Below are 20,453 nucleotides of genomic sequence, written 5' to 3' on the forward strand. Positions count from 1 at the left end.
AGCGGTTTTAATTAAATTTTTGCTACGTATGTATTATTCTGTAATTCTCTTTTGAGGCCGGTAAGCTGTGACTTCACACTTCCGTTATACTGTATGTCACCTACTCTCAGGATAAACCCGCCAATGATACTTTCATCAACGATGTTCTCGATCTTCGCCTCATTCCCGGTCAACTCCTTTACCTTTTGCTGAATCTTTGCTTCAAGGGCAGGAGTAAGCGGAATAGCTGTAGTTACCTTGGCTACCTGCACTCCACTCATCTCGTCGTAAAGACGCTGATAGTTTGAAGCAACCAAAGCTAGGATATCTAAACGGTTATTCTCAATTAAGATCTCAAATAAACCTGAAGTCACCCCATTCACAGATTTAAAGATCTCTAAAAGGGCATTTTTCTTCATGGTATTCTTCACCACCGGGCTCTTTAAAAAGGCCTGAAGATCACCGCTGTTCTTTATAGTTGAACTAATAAGGGACATATCATCGTTTACCTCACCAGTTACATTTTTGTCTTTCGCCAGGCTCAAAAGGGCTTTGGCATATCTCGCTGCTGCTCTACTTCCCTGCATTTTCTTAGTTTAAGGTAACATCATCAAGCATATCTTCAACCAGCTTTTCCTGTTTAGCTTTGGTTGAAAGCTCTTCTCTTACCACTTTTTCAGCAATTTGAACAGATAGTGTAGCCACCTGATTCTTGATATCGGCAAGGGCTGCGTTCTTTTCAGTTTGAATGGTCGCCTTGGCCTGCTGGATCATTTTCTCTCCTTCTCTCTGAGCGTCTTCTTTAGCTTCGGAAATCATTTTATCTTTGATCTCCCTGGCCTCCTTGATCATGGCATCGCGCTCCATACGGGCCTCCTGCAATAACTTTTCGTTATCTGCCTGCAGGTTTTGCATTTCTTTACGCGCATTCTCAGCCGAATCAAGTGCATCCTGTATGCCCTGCTCTCTTGCATTAAGGGCGTCTAAAATGGGTTTCCAGGCAAACTTTTTCAGCAAAATCACCAGCACAACCAGGATAATGATCTGCCAGAAAAACAATCCAAAAGAAAAATCGTTGACTAACTTTTCCATATTCTATCTTATTTCTTCTATTGTTTAATTTTTTAATAATTCAAGCCTTGCAGCCAACCGCTGCAAAGCTTGAAGTTCTTTGTGTTTGATTAAACTGCGAAAAGAGCAGCAAAAGCAACACCTTCCAAAAGTGCAGCGATGATGATCATTGCAGTTTGGATTTTACCGGCAGCTTCTGGCTGACGTGCAATTCCTTCCATTGCAGCGCTACCAATCTTACCAAGACCAAAACCGGCTCCAATAATAATTAAACCAGCTCCAATCAAATCTAAATTTAAGGCTTCCATACTTACTTATTAAAAATTAAACTTACTCTTAAATGTATTTATACTATACTACCGGAATGTCTTCATTGTCGGCAGGGTGATGATCGTCGTGTTCCTCAACTGCCATTCCAATGTAAAGGGCACTAAGAAGGGTGAAGATATATGCCTGCAGAAATGCAACCAGTAATTCTATAACAGAGATAAAAATGGTGAACCCAAAGAAAGCAGGTCCTGCGATCCAGTTCTGGAATACCACGATCAACCCAAGCAGCGTCATCACGATCACGTGCCCTGCAGTCATGTTCGCAAAAAGTCGGATCATAAGTGCAAAAGGCTTAGTGAACATTCCCAGCACCTCGATAGGCGCAAGAATGATCTTCATAGGAACCGGCACACCCGGCATCCAAAAAATGTGTTTCCAGTAATCTTTGTTTCCGCTGAACTGAACAATGACAAAAGTGATGAGCGCAAGTGCAAAGGTCACGGCAATGTTCCCCGTAACGTTCACTCCCAGCGGGGTCATCCCAAGCAGGTTCAGGATCCAGATAAAGAAAAATACGGTGAGTAAAAAGCCGGTGTATTTCCTGTAGTTCTTGCCAATATTTGGCCTGGCGATATCATCTCGCACATAAAGCACAAGCGGTTCTAGAACACGGCCGAATTTCTTCGGAATTGACCTGTTCTTATAGGTTTTTGCAAGCTGGCTGAACAGGATAAGCATCAAAAGCCCAACAAGCATCATCGTTAAAACGTTCTTGGTGATCGAAAAATCCCATGGCCTTTCGTTTTCAGGAAAACCATTCTCATTATAGTTAATGGTTCCTTCGGCATCGGTTTTATAAATGTGGGAGTGGTAAAGACGGTAGTGCTGACCATCAACCTCCACAAGGTCTTCCCCGTGGTGAAACTTTCCGGAGGAAAATATCTTTAAGCCGTTATCAAAAAGAATAACAGGCAGCGGAAACCCATAATGCGCCCCTGTCTCCCCGTCGGAAAAGAAATTCACATAGTAAGAATCCTGTAAATGGTGATCAATGTACGCCTGAATCTCTTCCTCTGTATTAACTTTAGCGTCCTCTCCTTCCTGAGGTTCTTTAACACTAAATGCCTGTGAGTTAAAACTCACAAACATTAAAAGACAGGCTAATAAAAACTTCGCAACGTTTTCCTTTTGCATTTTCCGGGTGAATTACAGTCCTTTAATTTGGCTGCAAATGTACATAATTAAATAAAAAAACACAGCCTATGTCCCTTAATTGTTTTTTGGGCCCTAACTCCGGCTAATCATCTGTCTTTTGAGAAGTTAGTACGGTTTAGGATTTTGCTGATATAGATGATTTCAACCACCACCGAAAGAGCATAAGGAACAAAAAAATGTAAAAAGACAGATTTGTCCAGAACAAATCCGGAGGTCTTAATTAGAAAATAGAAGATTCCCAACTTCACCATCCCGCTAATAAGAAAGATAAACCCAAGCTGCTCTTTGAGCTGCCCGCTGGCCAAAATAATACTGGAAGTGAACAGGAGCGTGATCCCCACGTTGAACTTATAGGCAAAGTTCACGAGCTCAAATATCTCATTGGGAAAGTAGGAGCTGACCACGAAATAATGTATCCCGTAGCTCAATCCTGCAACAAGAAAAAGAAAGAGAATGAACCTGAAAAGATCTTTAAGAATAAGAGGATTCAATTGTTGTAGCGTTTAAGCTGTTTTAAAACCACATATACCGATGCTACCAGACCAAAGAGGACAAAACCTATGGTAAACCAGTTCTTCTCCATGGAGTATCTTTCATCGAGCTTCTTTCCAATCCATGCGCACACAAAGATAGTGGCCCCCATCTGAAAGGCAATTCCGGTAAAGACAGCCCAGTTTTTAAGCTGACTGTTCTTGTTTTTGTCTTTCTCTTTCTCCTCTTTCATTATGAATCGCTTTCACCCCGCCGCGCATAGTACAGGTTGCATTAAATGTTGCGCCCGGCTCTACAGCCAGTCTTGCAACCACGGCTTCTCCTTCTATTACTGCAGTACTTCTAAGGCTTAATGTTCCCGAAATTTTAAGCTTGCCATTAAAATTTCCTTCAATATCGGCATTTTCGCAACTCAGTTCTCCTGTCACAGAGCCGGCTTTGCCTATAACAACTTTTCCGGGAGTGGTGACTTTTCCTTCAACACATCCATCTATTCGAAAACAGCCTTTAGCCTCAATGTCTCCGGTAATTTTTGTGCCCTGGGAAATTTTATTTTGTTCCTTGCTGTTCTCTACTGCCAGTTTTGTTTTTTCCTGCTTAAACATTAGCGTGAGGGGGTGTTTAATGTGTCTAAATAGGTTTCTATATTCTTGTGAATCTGTACTATCCTGTAATTTGGGGTTGAAATATAGAAAGATTTTTTATCAATAGCGTATTTTGTGTCTTCGGCAAGGCGTTGAGCGAACAAATTAGCTCCCGCTGCTGAAGAAAATCCGTGAACCACCACAAAATTTTGGGCAGGATCATAAACATCTCGTGAAACCTCTCCTGAATACCCCAAATCCTGCATGGCATTGAGCAGAATTTGTTGCAGGCTGTCAACTTCTTTTTCCTCCATTTTATTTACCGGAAAGATCAGTTTGAAGGAATTACCGGAATCTTGCGAAACAAATTTTGCCGTTGCCATAGAGGGTAAAGCCCTGTCTATGATCTCCTGGGCTTTTTTCCCTTCCCCGGTCTGCGGGTAGTTAAGTGCTACATAGTTAAGGCTTTCCCGGTAAGCTTCAAAACCGTACAGGCGACCTTCGGCCATAGCCTTTAAAAGTTCGAATTTTGGAACAATCTCATCACCGGCAAACTGGTCTACCAAACTCTCACTTTCAGCAATAACAGTTTCGTATTCCTGATCTTCGTACTGCGCATAAAGCTCTTCGTAAATAGCCGTGGGATTATTCTCATCCTCCAACAGACTTTCGGGATTGGATAGAATTGCAGCATAACGGGAATCGGGATAAGCCATCAAAATTTCTGTCTTAAGAGACTGTGCCTTTCCAGGCATCCCCAGGTCTGAATAAATTTTATAGAGGTTGTATTTTGCGGGCAGTAACAGTCTTTGCTCGGGCTGGTTTGCCAGAACAAACTCCAGCCTGTGGGCAGCCAGTTCATTCTCATTGAATTTTTCCCTGTAGATCAACCCGAGTTGATAACTGGCAAAATTAAGATCGCTTTTAAGGCTGTCAAGCACCGCCTTATCCTGTGGAATTTTACTGATGTAGGTCTGCGGATCGAACCTGGGATCATTATCAATAAGCTCGGCCACACCTTCGGTTGCAAGGTCTTCCCCACCTCCGCTTATGCGGCGGGTACGCCAGTTATCGGCAAGTTCCCTGTTACCCCACAATCTGAAAAATTCCTGCTTCCCAAAGGCAACCACCGTAGGGTTATAGAAATAAAAAGAAGATCCCGGATTGGGCACGCCGAGCATGGCAGGGCGTTTATTCTCAAAGAATTCCTGGGCCGCCTGTTGTTGTTCGGGTTGTGCTGCCGCATCAACTGCCGCTTCCCTTAACTGATTGGTGTACAGCGTGAAGTAATCGAGCTGTTCGTCTTTAGTAAGAGAGGCCAGATGTAAAATACTATCGGCATGCTGAGCCATTTGTTCGTAATAGATCACATCGTCAAGATTATCCCTCTTCCTTTTTATCAACCTGAATTCCCTGCTGTTCCCGGGCAGCATTGTAAGGGTACTGTCGTAATAGGCACCTGCAACCTCATAGCGCGCAGCATCAAAGTTGATATTTCCCAGCGTCTGATAGTCAAGCGACTGCAGGTAAGTGTTGCCCGAAGGTGTGCGAAGGGAGCGGTTGTAATAATCTATGGCCAGTTCTACAGAATCCTGCTGATAATGGAATTCGGCCAGCTGAAAATAGATCTTGTCGAGATAAGGCCGGTTTTCCCGATCTTTAGCGAGGGAATTGAGCTCCTCCAGGATCAGGGATTTGTTTTGGGCGGTGGCATTGCTGTACTCTATTTGCCTGATCATGGCATTGACCAGGTATATACGTGGGATTTTTCGGTTCAGGTTTATCACCCGGTTAAAAGCGTATGATGCACTGTCACTTTCCCCCAGCACATCGTATAACTGGCCGGTAATATACCAGTATCGCCCTTCTTTGTCTTTAATGTCGGTAAGTTCGGCAGCCTTCCGAAGTTGGGTTACGGCACTGTCTGGCGAATTGATATTGATATAAGCCTGCGCCAGGGTAGCTGAAGCCTCTGCACGATCAGCCTCCTCCAGCCTTTCACCTTCCAGTATCTTCTTCAGGTTCTTAATGGCAAGCTCGTCAAATTCCAGCCGCATATTGGTCTTTTCCCTCCAAATCCGGGCTTCGTTAATGGTATTGCTAAGTGGGTATTTATGAAGAATGTAGTTAAATGCTTCAAGCGCAGGCACAAAGCGCTGGTCGTAATACCTGGCTTTTCCCAGCAACAGGTATGCCTCGTCTATCTGCGGATTTTTCTCGGTGCCTTCAATCAGCATGGAATGCCGCTGGATTGCCTTTACCGCTTTTTCTTCGGCTACCAGAAAGTTTGGATTTAGGGTTTCTCCGGGAGCCATAACCTCATCGCGAATTTCCATTCGTTCTACCGGAAGCACCTGCCAGTAATTGTCGCGATAGCTTTCATTAAGTGCCTCAATACCAAGATCAAGCGCGAGATTTCCGTTATAGAGCGTGTTGTACTCGGCAGTAACCGCATGCCAGTTACGGTTCAGGAAAGTGTTTTTCTTTCTCGAACAGCCTGTTAAGGCAACCAACAGGAAAAAAATGGCAGTAACCTTTATAGATAGTTTCAAATCAAGTGATCCTTCTTATTAGCAATAACTTATAAGTGCTGTAATTATTATTGGGGCGGGTAAAAATAGCGAAAAAAACCGGCTTTTTGAGCCCTCCAAAGCGCAAAGATAAAAGCTGCTGTTTAGGCAGGCTTTATTTATTCAGCTGAAAAACCCATCCTATTTACTTCTCTTAAAAAGCAGGCCTGGCAGAAAAAATCTTTGGGCAGGATCCTGGTAATAATTTACAATCCCTGCAAAAATAAGAAGCTGAGCAGCCACAGAAAACACAGAGCCTTCAAACCCAAACTCCCCGCCATTGAATAAATTCGCTGAAGTGTAATTAATCTCAATAAGGGAGTAGACATCCAGGCCACTCACATTGAACCCAAAATGCGTCTGGAAAAGGTTCCAGCCAAAATGCAACCCAATGGGAAACCATAAATTCTTTGTGTACAGGTAAGAAATTCCCAGGATCATTCCGGCAAAAAACAGATCAATAAAACTAAAAAGGCTCATACTAGGGTTCGCCCCGTGCATTAAAGAAAAAATAACAGAAGAAATAACAAGTGCCACATACTTATTGGTTGACAGCATTAAATTCTTCAGCACATATCCTCTGATTAAAGTTTCTTCAACAACTGCAATTATGAGGAAGAACAGTATTGATATCAATAATTCAGAAACATTGAAATTCACTCCCGAATAACGTATTTCTCCTATTCCCATCAGGATAAGAAATCCGGAAAGCATGGTAATAAATCCCACCAATGTTCCCGAACCGAAGTCGCTAAGCCTGCCTTTCATCTGAAAACCCAGCTCCGTAAATTTCTCCCTATCGATGTACTTCATGAATATCCAGAGCACCAGGAAAGTGCCTGAAAGATCAAAAAAGGAGGAAATCAGGTGTTGTTGAGAGCTAATGCTCGACAGAGGATCATCAATAGAAATGCCGGCTACTACCAACCCTATAAATTGAAAAACAACCACTATCAAAAAATAAGGGAACAAAAACAGAAGTATTCTTGCCCAGCCTGAAATCCTGAACTCTTTTGTACCCATCAAATGCTGTTAAAATACCGGAATGTAATTACTCCTTAAGCTTCGGTCTTAACAGAATCATCCTGCTCCTGCTTCTCCTCTTTCACCTGTACCGCTGCCCCGGCAAAATACTGCTCCAGTTCTTTGAGGGTGGCTTCCGAAGTCTTTATGTCATTCACCACCTTTCCTTTATCGAGCACCACAATGCGCCCGCAAACCTCTGTGACATGAATTAGATCATGGCTTGAGATCAAAACGGTCATTTCTGAACCCGCGGTGAGTTTCTTGATGAGTGCTTTAAGGCGTATCTGCGTACTTGGATCGAGGTTTGCAAACGGCTCATCGAGAATCACTACTTCTGGATCTCCAATTAAAGCGGCTACTATACCCACCTTCTTCTGGTTTCCCTTGGAAAGGTCGCGCAGGTACTTTTTCCTGCCCAGGATTTCCCCATTGAAGAATTCATCAAAATTCTGCAGAAATGCATTCACATCTGCCTTGTTTCGGTTGCGGAGCTCCCCCACAAAATAGAAGTATTCTTCGGGGGTTAAATAACCAATAAGAAAGCTCTCATCAATAAAAGAAGAGGTAAAAGGTTTCCAGGCCTCGCTTTGGCTTACCGTGATTTCATTATTGAAAACACTGCCGGTTGTTGGCTGAATAAGGTCTAGAAGGAGGCTGAAAAAAGTGGTTTTTCCGGCTCCGTTATTCCCCACCAGGCCAAAGCTCTGCCCTTTCTGGATCTCGAGATGTTCAATATCAAGCACCTTTGTGCCGGCGTAGACTTTTGTAAGGTTTGTAGCTGTTATCATCTTATTCTCCTGTTTGTTTAAAACCATTGATCATGGCATATTTATTCTTCCTGTAAGCCTCTGTTATTTGTTTCATAATAGAGCTTCTGAATACTATTCCCAAAAAACCGAGAGCTCCCAAAACCAGGGTGGCAACTTCAAAGGAAACAAATTTATTCAGCACCCAAAAAATGAGGATAGGCACGATAAGCAAAGGCAATCCCACCAGCCATTGCGCTGCCCCCGTACCTTGATAGTTCATAAAAGGGCTTTTTTCAAGGTCAATTCTTTTTCTGTTAAAAGATCCGGCAAACAAAAGTACCGGAACATTGATACCAATATTGTAAATAGCACATACAATATTGATTATAAGGATATTATACCCAAAGAAAACATAAGGCGTGGTAAGTATGGTTAAAATCACTATACTGAAAATAATAAGGGCCGCCTTGGCGTCTAAATACTGTTTAAGCGGAATGTTTTGCGACATCATCATAGAATAATACGAAGAATCCCAGGCTGGAATAAACTGCCCGAAGTTGATCATAAAAATGCCGGTCATAAAGATGCCCACAAACACAAAGACTGAAGGCATATCCTGGTAAGTGTCCTGCGGATAAAAGATCATCCCGTACCCCAGGATGAGCAGCGAAATATAGATAAGCGTTTTGGGCCTTTTATTGCGCCATATAAGTTTAAGGTCGAGCTGAAGGAAAGGCGCTATGCCTCCAAAGCGGCGAAGCCAGGCAAAATCCTGGGACTTTGCTTCGGTCACTTTTTCCCTTAAGGATTCATCCAGATATAACCTGCTTTTAAGAACCTTTTGATTCCACCTGTACAGCCCAAAGACGAGCAGCAGGGGCAGGAGTGCCAAAAATGGCATTTCGAGCACATAATTTAGGCCCTCGGCAAAAACTTCAGTGATACTAAAAACCTCAAACCTCTCCAGGGCATACAATACCAAAGCCACTACTAAATATGGAAGCAGCGCCTTAAGGTCATCGGCAAACCTCTTTTTCAGCAGAAAATTGAGATAATTTACACTAAGGTCAAGCCCAATCACTGCTACCGTCCAGGCCGTTATGGAAAGCAGGGAATATTCAGTCTTATATCCTGTAAAGACCGCGAAAGGAATAAATAGCAGCAGCGGCAAAAAGTTGAAAAAGGAGAATAAAGAGCGCAACAACACGTAGTTCACCACCTTGCCTTTGCCAACGGGTAAAGAAAGTAAAGGTTTTACGGTCATTACCGGGAGCGTTTGCAGCATAAAGCGCATTAGTAATTCGAGTACCAGATAGACCAGTAAAAACCGGTTGACGATTTGCAGCGGCTCCTGTTCGGGGAAAGCTTCTTTGAGCAGGGGGTACAAGCCTATTCCCAGCGTAAGGAACACCAGTGAAAAATAAATTGCTATAAAGGCCATGAATATCTTGAGCCCCATGCTCCTGCCAAAGCTGGCCGAGCGGTAAAAAGCCTTCCACTGTAGAGAAATAAACCTTTGATACATTGTTTTACTTTATCTTACAAGTACTGAAATTTACAGTTTTGTTACAGAAATAAATTCACATACTTTGTATTTTTGCGCCAAACATCCAAAAAATGAGCAAATTCTTTTCGCTAAAGATCAAAAATATCATCAGGGAAACAGAAGAGGCGGTAAGCCTTGAATTTGAAATACCGCAGGAACTAAAAAGCAAATTTTCCTTTAAAGCAGGTCAATACGTAACTTTAAAAACAACTATAGAAGGCAAAGAAGTACGCCGCGCCTACTCTCTTTGCACGCCGCCAACAGATGATACTTTTAAGGTGACTGTAAAAGAGGTTAAAGGCGGAACTTTTTCTGTACTGGCCAATAACAGGTTAAAAGCCGGTGACACCCTGGATGTGCACCCTCCCGAAGGTAAATTTATCTTTGAACCCGTGCAGGACGGCCACCCGCACACCTACGCCGCCTTTGCTGCCGGGAGCGGGATCACCCCCGTGCTGTCTATCTTAAAAACTGTGCTGCAGCAGGAGAAACACAGCCGCTTTGTACTGGTTTACGGTAACCGCACCCCAAAAGACACTATCTTCTTTAAGGAATTGCTTGAGCTTCAGGCCAGTTTCCCCGACCGACTTTTTATTGAATTCGTGTACAGCCGTTGCAACGAAGAAAATTGTCACTACGGAAGGATTGATGAAGGCACGGTGAATTATGTGCTTAAAAACAGGTTTAAAGACACCTCTTTTACCCGCTTCTATCTTTGTGGACCCGAAGAAATGATCAATAAAGTTTCTGAAGTGCTCCTGAAAAATGAGGTTCAAAAAGAGCAGATCCTCTTTGAACTTTTTAATACTGAAGTTGAAGGTAAAGTTGAGGCCGATCTTGACGGGGAAACAAGCCTCACCATAAAAGTTGACGAAGAAGAGGTGACCCTAAGCATGCCACGCAACAAAACGGTACTGCAAATGGCACTCGACGAAGGTATTGACGTGCCTTACTCCTGCCAGGGCGGGATTTGCAGCAGCTGTGTAGCCCGAATCGTAGAAGGTAGCGCCGAAATGGAAAAAAATTCCATTTTAGTAGATAGCGAGATCGAAGAAGGCCTTGTGCTCACCTGCCAGGCACACCCCACTTCAAGCAGGTTGAAAGTGGATTATGACGATGTCTAGATAAATTTCCGATATAAAATTTGAGAGCTGAGACTTCTCAGCTTACTAAAAGAAGTTCCAGAAATGTCATTTTTGGAACTTCTTTTATTTGGGATTTGGTGCCTGTAATTTGAGGTTTTCGGCAAAAAAGCTGCTACTTGTTCAGCAGCTTCCTATCTACAATCAGCTTCTGCCCAGGAGTTCTTTAATTTTCTCCACTACCTTTTGCGGCGGAATGCTCCTCATCACCTCCTCATACCCCTTCGGAATGTCTTTCCCATAGATGGAGGTGGGGATGGCGGGATATTTCTGAAGGTTTGGCAGCAGGGAGTTTGTTGCGGGCTGTCGAAAAGGGGCAAATCCGGTGTAGGGATGGGTGAGCCCCCAAATACTGATCACCGGCACGCCAAAATTGGCTGCCAGATGCCCATTCCCGCTGTCCATAGACAGCATAAGGTCAAGATTTGAGATAAGTGCCAGTTCTTCTTCAAAAGACAATTTCCCGGCTACCGAAACGGCTTTGGGAAATGTCTTTTCCCAGGCCGCCAGTTTCCCGGTTTCCTCTTTTCCTCCGCCGAACAAAAATATCTTCAAATTCTGCCCTTTTTGAAGCTCCTGCAGTACCTCTTTCATCAGATCTTCGGGGTAAGCTTTGGAAGCATGCTGGGCAAAAGGGGCTATTCCCAACCATTTTTCAGCTTTTTCACCCGTAACTGCCCTCAGGTTTTCAGTGGATTCCTGCTTTTGAAGTACCTGCACAGCACTAATGTCTACGGGATAGCCAAGTTTATCAAAAACTTCGGCATAACGCTGCTGGGTTGCTTTAAGCTGTTTGAAGACCTTGTTATTGCTTCGGGTGAGGGCTTTTTTCTCTTTGCGGCCTTTGTCGATTTGTCGCACCGGGATGCCCTTCAGCTTAAAAAAGAATTTCAGAATATTAGATCGCAGCACATTGTGCAAATCGGCGACGGCCTCAATTTTTAGGTCCAGCAATTCCGAAGAAAGCCTTTTGAGTCCGCGTAAACCTTGGTGCCTTCCTTTTACTTCGGCTTCAAAAACCTGAACATTGGGAAGATCTTTGAACATGGGCGTGAAAAACCTGCGGGTGAGCAGGCTAAGCTTAACATCGGGATATTTTTCAGTAAAAGCCTTTAGCACCGGCAGCATCATCGCCACATCTCCCATGGCCGAGAGGCGTATTACCAGTATGTGCCGCGGTCTTCCCATCCAAAAATGCTATTTTTTGGCCCCTCTTAAAACCGGGTTGAGTTCATCGTCGTTGTACATCTTCATTTGCTTGTACACCTTCATGTATTTGTCTCCTTTTGCGATATCGCCGAGTAACTGATTTATAGCCGTAGAAAGGTCTACGCGCTGCTCGAGCAAGACATCGAGCTTTGCCTGGCATTTTATCATGTGCTCCTGGCCGGCGTCAACGCGATTGGCCTCTTCGTTCATGTGGTAGATCTTGAGCGCCAGGATAGAGAGCCGGTCTATGGCCCAGGCGGGGCTTTCGGAATTGATGGTAGCGCCTTCTTTTGGTTCTACATCTTTGTATTTATCAAGAAAATAGCTGTCTATGTACTCCACCATATCGGTACGATCCTGGTTTGAAGCATCAATTTGCCTTTTGAGCTTAAGGGCGGCTACAGGATCAATGTTTGGATCGCGAATAATATCTTCATAGTGCCACTGCACGGTATCAATCCAGCACTTGCGGTACAAAAGGTGCTCCAGCAACTCGTCTTTTTCATTGTAAGGATTGTGAAACTCCTGCCCTACAGTGTTTATTTCATGGTATTTCTCTATTACTTCCTGAAAGATCTTATTTGCTTTATCTGAAAACATATGCTGAAATTTTAGAGGTTCTTCGGAAGAAAAACCACCGATTAACAATTCTGGCAAAGGTACCGGATTTTTAGCTTTTTTAAAGGGTGTTTTTGAATCTTCTGAAGCATAGTTACACCAGCAGAAGCAGCACCGGAAGCAGCACAATGCAAACAAAAAGGATTTCTTTGAACCACTTATCTTTCATGCTTTGAAAATAATTGGTCACTACTATGGCCAGCGGGGCAAAAAAGAACATCAATTCACTGCCATTTTTGGTGGGTGCCAAAACCCCTAAAGTCAAGGCCACACCTGCACAAAGCAGGATAATGAAGAGCGAAGACTTGGCGTTGGCACTTACTTTTTGAATGATCAAAACATAGAAAAACCCTGACCATAACGTAAGGGCAAACAGGAAAGCCGCAGGAATGAGGAGGCCGGGCCTGCGGTACTGTTCAAAATTGAGGTTCATGCTCTGCGACCAGTCGGCAAGGCTATAGAAAGTATCGGTGATCAAAAGATCGGCACTGGTGACAATAGAAAGCAGTGCCAGCAGCGCCACCAGGGGCACCAGCCAGTTCTTGAACCTGTGGCCCACATGCACCAGCAGCCCGAAGTACACCACGAATAAGAAAAGGATGCTCCAAAAATAGAACAGTGATGCCACCCCAATCCAGAAGGTAGCGTCAAAGATCTTTTTCACCGTTTCCCGCTGCGATTTTAGGGAAAGGATACGACGCAGGGCAAGCAGCAAAAATAGATTTGCCACGATAACGTCGTTGTTTTGCAATGCTGCCGGGAACATGCAGAGAAAACCCGCAAACAAAATGCTCTTATAGGCATTTCGCCCCGTAAGCTCGTTTCTTCCCGAAATAAAATTGAGTATAAAAACGCTCAACACCAATACCAGGAACATTCCCACCTCCTGCCAAATGCCCCAAAAAGCTGCCTGGAACAGGGCCTGCAGGTTGGCAAAAAGATAAAAAATAAGGATATAGATGGCCACCACAATAAAGTTAATGGGCCTGGAATTGCTAAAAAAGCTTGTTAGCATTAGGGTTTTTTATATTTTTGTGGCATTAAATATAGCTACTATGAAGGATTTTTTCGAGGGGATACAGACCATTTTTGAAGATTACCTGTTTGCACCGTTCAACGAGCTGGCCAGTTTAGAACTGGATAGCTGGTGGCTGGCAAACGCTGTAAACTGGATATTTATTCTTATCGCATTTGCCGCTTTCATCTACTGGATGAAGCAGTTGAAAAAATTCAATGACCGCAACGAAGAAAAGCGCGAAACCAGCGCACATTCTTTCCTGGGCTAGAGGTCAAAACCTATATCCTTTCTATAATACATCTTATCAAAATGAAGTTTTTCGGCATTTTGATAAGATTTTTTTATGGCCTCTTTGAAGTCTTTCCCAAATGAAGTGATCGCAATCACGCGACCTCCGTTAGTCAAGACCTTCCCGTCTTTCTCAACGGTTCCGGCATGAAATACGATTGATTGGTCAATATTGTTTAGCCCGGTAATTTCCTTTCCCTTCTCGTATGCTTCGGGATACCCGCCTGATACCAGCATGAGTGTAGCAGCCGATTCTTCTTTTATCTTGAGATTTATTTCGCTTAGTTTTCCTTCAGAAACTTTTTCAAAAACCTCAACAAGATCAGAGCTTAGCCGCGGCAGCACGACTTCGGTTTCAGGATCACCCATTCTCACATTGTACTCAATCACGTAAGGCTCCTCTCCTACTTTGATAAGCCCTATAAACACAAAACCTTTATAGTCTATATCTTCGGCTTCAAGACCAGCAATGGTAGGTTTTACAATTCTCTCTTCCACCTTCTGCATAAAGACCTCATCGGCAAAAGGAACAGGGGAAATTGCGCCCATTCCGCCGGTGTTAAGCCCTGTGTCCCCTTCGCCAATACGTTTGTAATCTTTGGCCGTGGGCAGGATCTTGTAATTCTTCCCGTCGGTAAGCAAAAAAACGCTAAGCTCAATGCCGTCAAGAAATTCTTCGATCACCACCGTATTCCCGGCAGTACCAAATTTATTGTTGGAAAGCATGTTTTCCAGCTCGGTTTGGGCTTCCTCTAAAGAATTAAGGATCAAAACCCCTTTTCCGGCAGCAAGTCCGTCGGCTTTAAGCACGTAAGGTGGCTTAAGAGTAGTAAGAAACTCCTTACCGGCTTCCAGGCTTTCTTTGGTAAAACTTTCATAGGCTGCGGTTGGAATGTTGTGCATGGCCATAAACTCTTTAGCCCGCTCTTTGCTTCCTTCTAACAGGGCGCCTCTTTTAGAAGGGCCTATCACGCGTACCTGCTTTAGTTGCTCATCCTGTTTAAAAAAATCTACAATCCCGTTGACCAGCGGGTCTTCGGGCCCCACCACCATCATCTCGATACCCTCTTTTAAGACCAGCTTCTTTACAGCTTCAAAATCGGTTGCACTTAAGGGAACATTTGTTGCTATTTTTGCGGTGCCGGCGTTACCGGGAGCTATAAAGAGTTTGTCGCAGCGACTGCTTTGTGACAGCTGGTGTGCGAAGGTGTGCTCGCGGCCTCCCGAACCAAGGATGAGAATATTCATAGGTGTGTGTTTTCTTTCTTGGCTCAAAAATAAATGTTTGTAAATTGAAGCACCAACTAATTGGCGTAAAAAACACATAATTTAAATCTTGAACTGGTTCGGCCTCTCTTTACAACTCAAGGGTTTCCCTATTCAAACGGCCAGAAAAGTGCTGGCAGAGATACAAAACATCCCCCCGGCACACTACCCTGCTCACATAGAAAACAAAAAGCGGGAAATAGTCGAATTCCACTTAAAACACAACCCTTTTTACCGGGAATTCTTCGGAAAAGGGCAGTTTGAGACCTGGGAAAATGTGCCGCTAATGCAGAAGAAACATCTGCAACGACCGCTGGAAGAGCGCTTCAGCAAAGGATTTAACACCCGAAACAGCCATGTGGGAAAAACTTCCGGATCCAGCGGACATCCTTTTATTTTTGCCAAAGATAAATTCTGCCACGCCCTCTCCTGGGCCGAATTTTACGATCGTTACCGCTGGTACAACATTGACCTGGACCGGTCTCTGCAGGCCCGTTTCTACGGAATTCCGCACGATCAGTTCGGGTATTACCGGGAGCGCCTGAAGGATTACCTGGGCAGGAGGTACAGGTTTCCCATCTTTGACCTCAGCGATAAGAAAATGGAGGCTTTCCTGAAAGATTTTCAGAAAAAGCCTTTCGAATACATAAACGGGTACACCAGCTCAATTGTGCTCTTTGCAAAATTCCTTCAGAAAAAAAACCTGGTTTTAAAAGAACTCTGCCCCAGTTTAGGTCTCTGTATAGTTACCAGTGAAATGCTGTTTGAGGAAGATAAAAAGCTGCTGGAAGAGGTATTTGGAGTTGCTGTGGTCAATGAATACGGGGCAAGTGAAACCGGGCTGCTGGCTTTTCAAAATACTGGAGGCGAGATGATAATCAATAGCGAAACCCAGTTTGTAGAGGTGCTCGATGAGGCAGGAAAAGCCGTTGCGCCGGGTGAAAAAGGCCGTATTGTAATTACTTCCCTCTACAACAAAGCCCATCCGTTCATCCGCTATGAGATTGGCGACAGCGGAGCTTTTGCTGAAAACTCCGGCCCCAAAAAGGCCATTTTAAAGCAACTTTTTGGCAGGACTAACGATGTGGCTGTTTTGCCTGGCGGAAAAGTAGTTCCGGGGCTCACCTTCTATTACGTCACCAAAACGGTGATAGAAAACACCGGAAAAATCAAAGAATTCGTTGTACAGCAAACCGCGCGGGGCTCTTTCAGGATCATTTATGTTTCTGGAGAGGAACTGCAGGCTCAACAAAAGAAAAAGATTGAAGCAGCCATGGAAACTTACCTGGAAAAGGGATTAGAGCTGCATTTTGAGCACAAAACGCTGCTTGACCGCAGTAATAGAGGTAAACTGAAGCAGTTTGAATCACTTCTGTAAAGGAACTCTCTGCCTTTGTTTAACAAAAAACTGCTCCCATAAAAACAATAGCATCCACAAAAGGCTTTTTGGAGCAGAATATTCCAGCACCTCCCTATAAACTTTGTAGTTGTACTGAAGCATTTCCATTTTGTTCTGAGAAATTGAACCCCGGCGTTGGCGGTATATTGCCAGCGGCTCCCCGATACCCCCTGCCTCGCCAGCCTTTTGGAGGGCCAGCAGCCATAGCCCCCAGTCCTGCCTTTTCCTAATGAGCGGGCAGTAGATCTTTCCCAGGGTACGGGCGTTATAGATGCCGGTAAGGTTGCCTATATAATTGGCTTTTTTCAGCTTAGAAAAAGTAAGGGTTTTGAGAGCTTTTATTTGCTGGTGAAGGCTTTTCCCATCTTCGTTCATAAGTTCATAGCTCCCATAACATACCTGAATACGCTCCTGCTGCATCAGTTTAAGCTGTTTTTCCAGCTTGTGAGGCTTCCAGAGGTCATCGGTATCCAGAAAAGAGATAAAATCTCCTGCAGCTGCTTTTATTCCGATATTTCGGGCGAAACCGGCTCCCTGGTTGGTGGGCAGCACGTGCAGTTTGATTCGGTCATCATCGGCTTTAAAAGCTTCGACTATTTTTGAAGTAGCGTCCTGAGAAGCATCGTCTATCACCAGCAATTCCCAGTTGGCATGGGTTTGCTGCTGTACAGAGCGAATACTTTCAGCAATAAAACCGGCAGCATTATAGGCCGGCATAATGACAGAAACCAGCGGCTTTTTCTTCATTTTCAGGTTTTAGCCATTATAAAAAATCCTGCGAAACAGCCAAAACATAAGGCTTCAAAAATGCTATTTTCTAATGTGTTTTGAGAAGTCTTTATGCTCGCTTCGATAAAGTTCTTCCTTTCCAAGATCTTTAAAGTAATTGTAAGTTTTTTTCATGCCTTCGCTACGGGACACCTTAGGCTCCCAGCCTAAAACTTCTTTAGCTTTGGAAATATCGGGCTGCCGCTGCATAGGGTCATCTTCGGGCAGGGGTTTGTAGATGATCTTTTGACTGGTACCGGTGAGTTTTATGATTTCTTCGGCAAAATCTTTTATGGTGATCTCATGCGGGTTTCCAATATTTACCGGGTAAGCATAATCACTCAGCAACAGTTTGTAAATTCCCTCTACCTGGTCATCTACATAACAGAACGACCTGGTTTGTGAACCATCCCCAAAGACGGTGAGGTCTTCGCCCCTTAACGCCTGACCAATAAAAGCGGGGATCACGCGCCCGTCATTCAGCCTCATTCGCGGCCCATAGGTATTGAAGATACGCACTATTCGGGTTTCCAGGCCGTGAAAACGATGATAGGCCATGGTGATGCTTTCCTGAAACCTTTTAGCTTCATCATACACACCGCGGGGGCCAATGGTATTCACGTTCCCGTAGTATTCTTCGGTTTGGGGGTGCACCAGCGGGTCGCCGTAGACTTCCGAAGTAGAAGCGATAAGTATCCTCGCCTTTTTTACCATGGCGAGCCCCAAAAGGTTATGAGTTCCCAAAGAGCCCACTTTTAAGGTTTGAATGGGAATCTTGAGGTAATCTATAGGGCTGGCAGGAGAAGCGAAATGCAGGATGTAGTCGAGCTCTCCCGGCACATGCACAAAAGTGGTCACATCGTGATGGTAGAATTCAAAATTCTCGAGCCTGAAAAGGTGTTCTATATTCTTTTTGTCACCCGTGATAAGGTTGTCCATTCCAATCACGTGGTAACCTTCATGTATGAATTTGTCACAAAGGTGGGACCCCAGAAAACCTGCAGCTCCCGTGATAAGGATTCTTTTCTTCATTGGTTGGTTTTACACCCGAAAGTAAGGAATTTTAGGCGATACAGGCATCCAGTATTGAGAAGCAGCAGCAGTTAGTGCCGCATTTAAGAATAATTTAACCCAATTTAAGCAAAACTAAAACTAAGCATTGGCCGCATTATGAGTAAATTAGGCTATACAACCGAAAACAACCAGCTATGCGTAATCTTATACCACACCTAAATACCAATGTAAGTGATGCCGAACGAGGGGCCTCTTTTTTGGCAGGGGCTTATTTTTTATATAATGCCCTCGGAAAGAAAAAGAAAAGCAGCCTGGAAGCCCTGCTTGCGGGTTACCTGTTGTACAGGGGAATTTCGGGGAATTGTTTTCTATACAACGCCATAGGCAAAACAAAACCCGACAATCGCAGCCGTAATGTCAACATTCAGCTTAGCCTTATGGTTGATAAGCCCCGTGAAGAAGTCTACACCTTTTGGCGAAATCTCGAAAACCTCCCGTTGTTCATGGAACACCTGGAGAGTGTAGAAAGTCTTAATGACAACATCTCGGTTTGGGAGGCACATTTACCCGGACATGTGGGCACGCTAAGATGGAAAAGTGAGATCGTTAAAGAACGGCCGTTCGAATTTTTAGGCTGGCGTTCTTTACCGGGCTCATCAATAGAAAATGCCGGTAAAGTGGAGTTTAAAGATGCCGGCAGCGGTACCGAGCTGCACGTGGTGATCTCTTACCATGCCCCCGGCGGAATTCCCGGAGAAAGTGCCGCCCGACTCCTAAACCCGGTCTTTGAAGACATGGTAGAGGAAGATGTAAGGCATTTCAAATGGTTTATAGAGCGGGATTACAACCTGTAGATGAGCTGCTTTAAGCTCTCTTTCCAGTGAGGCACGGGCAGGCCAAAAACCTCCTGCACCTTTTGCTTTGAGAGTACGCTGTATGACGGCCTTAAAGCAAGGGTCTTAAAATCGTTATTTTCTACCACCACTGCATCAGGCTTTGTTAAGCTCACAATTTCTCTGGCAAAATCAAGCCAGGTGGCTTCTCCCAGGTTGCTGTAATGATATAATCCGAATTTTAGCTTTTCTTCTGCAATGATATTCAGGATAAAACGGGCAAGATCATGGGCATTGGTTGGCGTTCCTTTTTGAGAAGAAGTGATGTTGAGAGTCTCACCGGCGCCGGCTTTACTGCAAATGCTATTGAAAAAATTCTTTCCAACCTCTGAATACAACCAAGAAGTCCTTAAAATGACATATTTATCAGTCGCCTCCTGGATATACTGTTCCCCCAGCAGCTTTGAAGCCCCGTAGACATTAAGCGGATCTGTGCTGTCTTCTTCGGTATAGGGAGAATTTTTCCTTCCGTTAAAAACGTAATCTGTAGAGATGTGAATAAGCGTACAGCCGGTTTCATCGCAGTCGCGCGCCAGGTTGTTCACACTTTCAGCATTTATAAGATAAGCCATTTCCTGCTGCTTCTCTGCCTGCTCTACATTGGTATAGGCCGCGCAATTAATACACAGGTCAAATTTTTCCCTGCGCATAAAGGCTCCCACCACTGCAAATTGTGTAAGATCGAGCTCATCTGAGGTTGTGAAAGTAAAATGAAGGCCGGGATATTTATGGGAAGCCTGCTCAATACATCTTCCCAACTGCCCTCCTGCGCCGGTGACTAAAATCTTCATAGGCCTAATTCTTCAAAAGTGGGAAGATGCGCGTCTTTTTCTGAAAGGATGAGCTCATCTTCAGGAAATTCCCAGTCTATTTTAAAAACAGGGTCGTTGTAATAAACACCGGCGTCGGCTTCCTGGTGATAGTACTGGTCACATTTATATGCGAAAACCGAGATTTCAGACATGGTTAGAAAGCCATGGGCAAAACCGGCAGGCACAAAGAGCTGATGATGGTTTTGATCGCTTAAAACGGCTTTAAACGACTTTTTAAAGGTGGGGGATTCTGGCCGAAGGTCTACCACCACATCCAGAACCTTACCCACCACAGTTCTCACCAGTTTTGACTGCGCGTATTTTCCTTTCTGAAAGTGAAGGCCTCTCAAAACGCCTTTTTTGGAAGATGACTGGTTGTCCTGCACAAATTCCATCTCCAGGCCCGTTACCTGTTCAAACCTCCTTTGGCTGAAGCTTTCCAGAAATGTTCCGCGGTGATCGCGGAAGACTGAAGGTTTCAGCAAAAAACAATCTTTTAAAGGAGTTTGTTCAATTTCTAACAT

The 20,453-nt window shown here is 44.2% G+C and carries 23 protein-coding genes; 4 read left to right on the forward strand and 19 right to left on the reverse strand.

Annotation, left to right across the window (positions count from 1 at the left end; all coding sequences use genetic code 11):
- Positions 1-11 precede the first annotated feature (11 nt).
- The 11 genes from atpH to JRG66_RS07155 form a co-directional block, all read right to left on the reverse strand.
- Positions 12-566, reverse strand: coding sequence for an ATP synthase F1 subunit delta (atpH, locus tag JRG66_RS07105; protein ID WP_265165204.1), 555 nt, complete (start codon positions 564-566; stop codon positions 12-14).
- A 4-nt stretch (positions 567-570) separates the two neighbouring features.
- Positions 571-1,071 (reverse strand): F0F1 ATP synthase subunit B, encoded by a 501-nt coding sequence (locus tag JRG66_RS07110; protein WP_265165206.1) that lies wholly within the window; start codon positions 1,069-1,071, stop codon positions 571-573.
- Positions 1,072-1,160: 89 nt separating this feature from the next.
- Positions 1,161-1,358, reverse strand: a complete 198-nt coding sequence (atpE, locus tag JRG66_RS07115) for an ATP synthase F0 subunit C (RefSeq protein WP_029036344.1) — start codon at positions 1,356-1,358, stop codon at positions 1,161-1,163.
- 43 nt (positions 1,359-1,401) lie between these two features.
- A complete protein-coding gene (gene atpB, locus JRG66_RS07120) occupies positions 1,402-2,514 on the reverse strand; it encodes a F0F1 ATP synthase subunit A (RefSeq protein WP_265165209.1) in 1,113 nt (370 codons plus the stop codon).
- A gap of 107 nt (positions 2,515-2,621) precedes the next feature.
- A complete protein-coding gene (locus JRG66_RS07125) occupies positions 2,622-3,026 on the reverse strand; it encodes a hypothetical protein (protein ID WP_265165210.1) in 405 nt (134 codons plus the stop codon).
- Positions 3,023-3,259 (reverse strand): AtpZ/AtpI family protein, encoded by a 237-nt coding sequence (locus JRG66_RS07130; RefSeq protein ID WP_265165211.1) that lies wholly within the window; start codon positions 3,257-3,259, stop codon positions 3,023-3,025. Before JRG66_RS07130 ends, JRG66_RS07125 begins: the two co-directional genes overlap by 4 nt.
- On the reverse strand, positions 3,213-3,632 hold the full coding sequence (locus tag JRG66_RS07135) for a bactofilin family protein (RefSeq protein WP_265165212.1): 420 nt from the start codon (positions 3,630-3,632) through the stop codon (positions 3,213-3,215). Before JRG66_RS07135 ends, JRG66_RS07130 begins: the two co-directional genes overlap by 47 nt.
- Positions 3,632-6,163, reverse strand: coding sequence for a type IX secretion system periplasmic lipoprotein PorW/SprE (porW, locus tag JRG66_RS07140; protein ID WP_265165213.1), 2,532 nt, complete (start codon positions 6,161-6,163; stop codon positions 3,632-3,634). The genes JRG66_RS07135 and porW overlap by 1 nt, the downstream gene beginning before the upstream one ends.
- Before the next feature lie 159 nt (positions 6,164-6,322).
- Positions 6,323-7,204: a CPBP family intramembrane glutamic endopeptidase gene (locus JRG66_RS07145; RefSeq protein ID WP_265165214.1), complete on the reverse strand. Its 882-nt coding sequence runs from the start codon at positions 7,202-7,204 to the stop codon at positions 6,323-6,325.
- A gap of 35 nt (positions 7,205-7,239) precedes the next feature.
- The gene (locus JRG66_RS07150) at positions 7,240-7,995 is read right to left on the reverse strand and encodes an ABC transporter ATP-binding protein (protein WP_265165215.1); all 756 of its coding nucleotides are present in this window, start codon (positions 7,993-7,995) and stop codon (positions 7,240-7,242) included.
- Position 7,996: 1 nt separating this feature from the next.
- On the reverse strand, positions 7,997-9,481 hold the full coding sequence (locus JRG66_RS07155; RefSeq protein ID WP_265165217.1) for a DUF5687 family protein: 1,485 nt from the start codon (positions 9,479-9,481) through the stop codon (positions 7,997-7,999).
- Positions 9,482-9,573: 92 nt separating this feature from the next.
- Between JRG66_RS07155 and JRG66_RS07160 the strand changes: the two genes are divergently transcribed.
- Positions 9,574-10,626: a ferredoxin--NADP reductase gene (locus tag JRG66_RS07160; RefSeq protein WP_265165218.1), complete on the forward strand. Its 1,053-nt coding sequence runs from the start codon at positions 9,574-9,576 to the stop codon at positions 10,624-10,626.
- Positions 10,627-10,788: 162 nt separating this feature from the next.
- Here the strand turns inward: JRG66_RS07160 and JRG66_RS07165 are convergent, their stop codons facing one another.
- From JRG66_RS07165 to JRG66_RS07175, 3 genes are all read right to left on the reverse strand, one after another.
- Positions 10,789-11,832 (reverse strand): glycosyltransferase family 9 protein, encoded by a 1,044-nt coding sequence (locus JRG66_RS07165; RefSeq protein ID WP_265165219.1) that lies wholly within the window; start codon positions 11,830-11,832, stop codon positions 10,789-10,791.
- 9 nt (positions 11,833-11,841) lie between these two features.
- The gene (locus tag JRG66_RS07170) at positions 11,842-12,453 is read right to left on the reverse strand and encodes a DUF4254 domain-containing protein (RefSeq protein WP_265165220.1); all 612 of its coding nucleotides are present in this window, start codon (positions 12,451-12,453) and stop codon (positions 11,842-11,844) included.
- Positions 12,454-12,565: 112 nt separating this feature from the next.
- Complete coding sequence (locus JRG66_RS07175) at positions 12,566-13,486, reverse strand: DUF6427 family protein (RefSeq protein ID WP_265165221.1); 921 nt, start codon at positions 13,484-13,486, stop codon at positions 12,566-12,568.
- A 40-nt stretch (positions 13,487-13,526) separates the two neighbouring features.
- On the opposite strand from JRG66_RS07175, the gene JRG66_RS07180 reads away from it, so the two are divergent.
- Entirely contained in the window at positions 13,527-13,757 is a 231-nt protein-coding gene (locus JRG66_RS07180; protein ID WP_265165223.1) for a DUF6341 family protein, read from the forward strand.
- On the opposite strand, the gene purD is transcribed toward JRG66_RS07180, so the two are convergent.
- Positions 13,754-15,025 (reverse strand): phosphoribosylamine--glycine ligase, encoded by a 1,272-nt coding sequence (purD, locus tag JRG66_RS07185; RefSeq protein ID WP_265165224.1) that lies wholly within the window; start codon positions 15,023-15,025, stop codon positions 13,754-13,756. The genes JRG66_RS07180 and purD overlap by 4 nt on opposite strands.
- Before the next feature lie 88 nt (positions 15,026-15,113).
- On the opposite strand from purD, the gene JRG66_RS07190 reads away from it, so the two are divergent.
- Positions 15,114-16,421, forward strand: a complete 1,308-nt coding sequence (locus JRG66_RS07190) for a phenylacetate--CoA ligase family protein (protein ID WP_265165226.1) — start codon at positions 15,114-15,116, stop codon at positions 16,419-16,421.
- On the opposite strand, the gene JRG66_RS07195 is transcribed toward JRG66_RS07190, so the two are convergent.
- The gene (locus JRG66_RS07195; RefSeq protein ID WP_265165228.1) at positions 16,410-17,189 is read right to left on the reverse strand and encodes a glycosyltransferase family 2 protein; all 780 of its coding nucleotides are present in this window, start codon (positions 17,187-17,189) and stop codon (positions 16,410-16,412) included. The genes JRG66_RS07190 and JRG66_RS07195 overlap by 12 nt on opposite strands.
- A 63-nt stretch (positions 17,190-17,252) precedes the next feature.
- Positions 17,253-18,242 (reverse strand): UDP-glucuronic acid decarboxylase family protein, encoded by a 990-nt coding sequence (locus JRG66_RS07200; RefSeq protein WP_265165230.1) that lies wholly within the window; start codon positions 18,240-18,242, stop codon positions 17,253-17,255.
- A 176-nt stretch (positions 18,243-18,418) separates the two neighbouring features.
- On the opposite strand from JRG66_RS07200, the gene JRG66_RS07205 reads away from it, so the two are divergent.
- Positions 18,419-19,078 (forward strand): SRPBCC family protein, encoded by a 660-nt coding sequence (locus tag JRG66_RS07205; protein WP_265165231.1) that lies wholly within the window; start codon positions 18,419-18,421, stop codon positions 19,076-19,078.
- On the opposite strand, the gene rfbD is transcribed toward JRG66_RS07205, so the two are convergent.
- On the reverse strand, positions 19,066-19,908 hold the full coding sequence (gene rfbD, locus JRG66_RS07210) for a dTDP-4-dehydrorhamnose reductase (protein ID WP_265165233.1): 843 nt from the start codon (positions 19,906-19,908) through the stop codon (positions 19,066-19,068). The genes JRG66_RS07205 and rfbD overlap by 13 nt on opposite strands.
- Positions 19,905-20,453 carry a dTDP-4-dehydrorhamnose 3,5-epimerase gene (gene rfbC, locus JRG66_RS07215; RefSeq protein ID WP_265165234.1) on the reverse strand — a complete coding sequence of 183 codons (549 nt, stop codon included), beginning with the start codon at positions 20,451-20,453 and terminating at the stop codon, positions 19,905-19,907. Before rfbC ends, rfbD begins: the two co-directional genes overlap by 4 nt.

It is taken from the genome of Salinimicrobium tongyeongense, from assembly GCF_026109735.1.
Taxonomy (GTDB): Bacteria; Bacteroidota; Bacteroidia; order Flavobacteriales; family Flavobacteriaceae; genus Salinimicrobium; species Salinimicrobium tongyeongense.

What these genes read in the sequence shown, in the direction of transcription:
- atpH (WP_265165204.1), bottom strand. Translation starts at nt 566, where the DNA reads ATGCAGGGAAGTAGAGCAGCAGCGAGATATGCCAAAGCCCTTTTGAGC.
- JRG66_RS07110 (WP_265165206.1), bottom strand. Translation starts at nt 1,071, where the DNA reads ATGGAAAAGTTAGTCAACGATTTTTCTTTTGGATTGTTTTTCTGGCAG.
- atpE (WP_029036344.1), bottom strand. Translation starts at nt 1,358, where the DNA reads ATGGAAGCCTTAAATTTAGATTTGATTGGAGCTGGTTTAATTATTATT.
- atpB (WP_265165209.1), bottom strand. Translation starts at nt 2,514, where the DNA reads ATGCAAAAGGAAAACGTTGCGAAGTTTTTATTAGCCTGTCTTTTAATG.
- JRG66_RS07130 (WP_265165211.1), bottom strand. Translation starts at nt 3,259, where the DNA reads ATGAAAGAGGAGAAAGAGAAAGACAAAAACAAGAACAGTCAGCTTAAA.
- JRG66_RS07135 (WP_265165212.1), bottom strand. Translation starts at nt 3,632, where the DNA reads ATGTTTAAGCAGGAAAAAACAAAACTGGCAGTAGAGAACAGCAAGGAA.
- JRG66_RS07145 (WP_265165214.1), bottom strand. Translation starts at nt 7,204, where the DNA reads ATGGGTACAAAAGAGTTCAGGATTTCAGGCTGGGCAAGAATACTTCTG.
- JRG66_RS07150 (WP_265165215.1), bottom strand. Translation starts at nt 7,995, where the DNA reads ATGATAACAGCTACAAACCTTACAAAAGTCTACGCCGGCACAAAGGTG.
- JRG66_RS07155 (WP_265165217.1), bottom strand. Translation starts at nt 9,481, where the DNA reads ATGTATCAAAGGTTTATTTCTCTACAGTGGAAGGCTTTTTACCGCTCG.
- JRG66_RS07160 (WP_265165218.1), top strand. Translation starts at nt 9,574, where the DNA reads ATGAGCAAATTCTTTTCGCTAAAGATCAAAAATATCATCAGGGAAACA.
- JRG66_RS07165 (WP_265165219.1), bottom strand. Translation starts at nt 11,832, where the DNA reads ATGGGAAGACCGCGGCACATACTGGTAATACGCCTCTCGGCCATGGGA.
- JRG66_RS07170 (WP_265165220.1), bottom strand. Translation starts at nt 12,453, where the DNA reads ATGTTTTCAGATAAAGCAAATAAGATCTTTCAGGAAGTAATAGAGAAA.
- JRG66_RS07175 (WP_265165221.1), bottom strand. Translation starts at nt 13,486, where the DNA reads ATGCTAACAAGCTTTTTTAGCAATTCCAGGCCCATTAACTTTATTGTG.
- JRG66_RS07180 (WP_265165223.1), top strand. Translation starts at nt 13,527, where the DNA reads ATGAAGGATTTTTTCGAGGGGATACAGACCATTTTTGAAGATTACCTG.
- purD (WP_265165224.1), bottom strand. Translation starts at nt 15,025, where the DNA reads ATGAATATTCTCATCCTTGGTTCGGGAGGCCGCGAGCACACCTTCGCA.
- JRG66_RS07195 (WP_265165228.1), bottom strand. Translation starts at nt 17,189, where the DNA reads ATGAAGAAAAAGCCGCTGGTTTCTGTCATTATGCCGGCCTATAATGCT.
- JRG66_RS07200 (WP_265165230.1), bottom strand. Translation starts at nt 18,242, where the DNA reads ATGAAGAAAAGAATCCTTATCACGGGAGCTGCAGGTTTTCTGGGGTCC.
- JRG66_RS07205 (WP_265165231.1), top strand. Translation starts at nt 18,419, where the DNA reads ATGCGTAATCTTATACCACACCTAAATACCAATGTAAGTGATGCCGAA.
- rfbD (WP_265165233.1), bottom strand. Translation starts at nt 19,908, where the DNA reads ATGAAGATTTTAGTCACCGGCGCAGGAGGGCAGTTGGGAAGATGTATT.
- rfbC (WP_265165234.1), bottom strand. Translation starts at nt 20,453, where the DNA reads ATGTTAGAAATTGAACAAACTCCTTTAAAAGATTGTTTTTTGCTGAAA.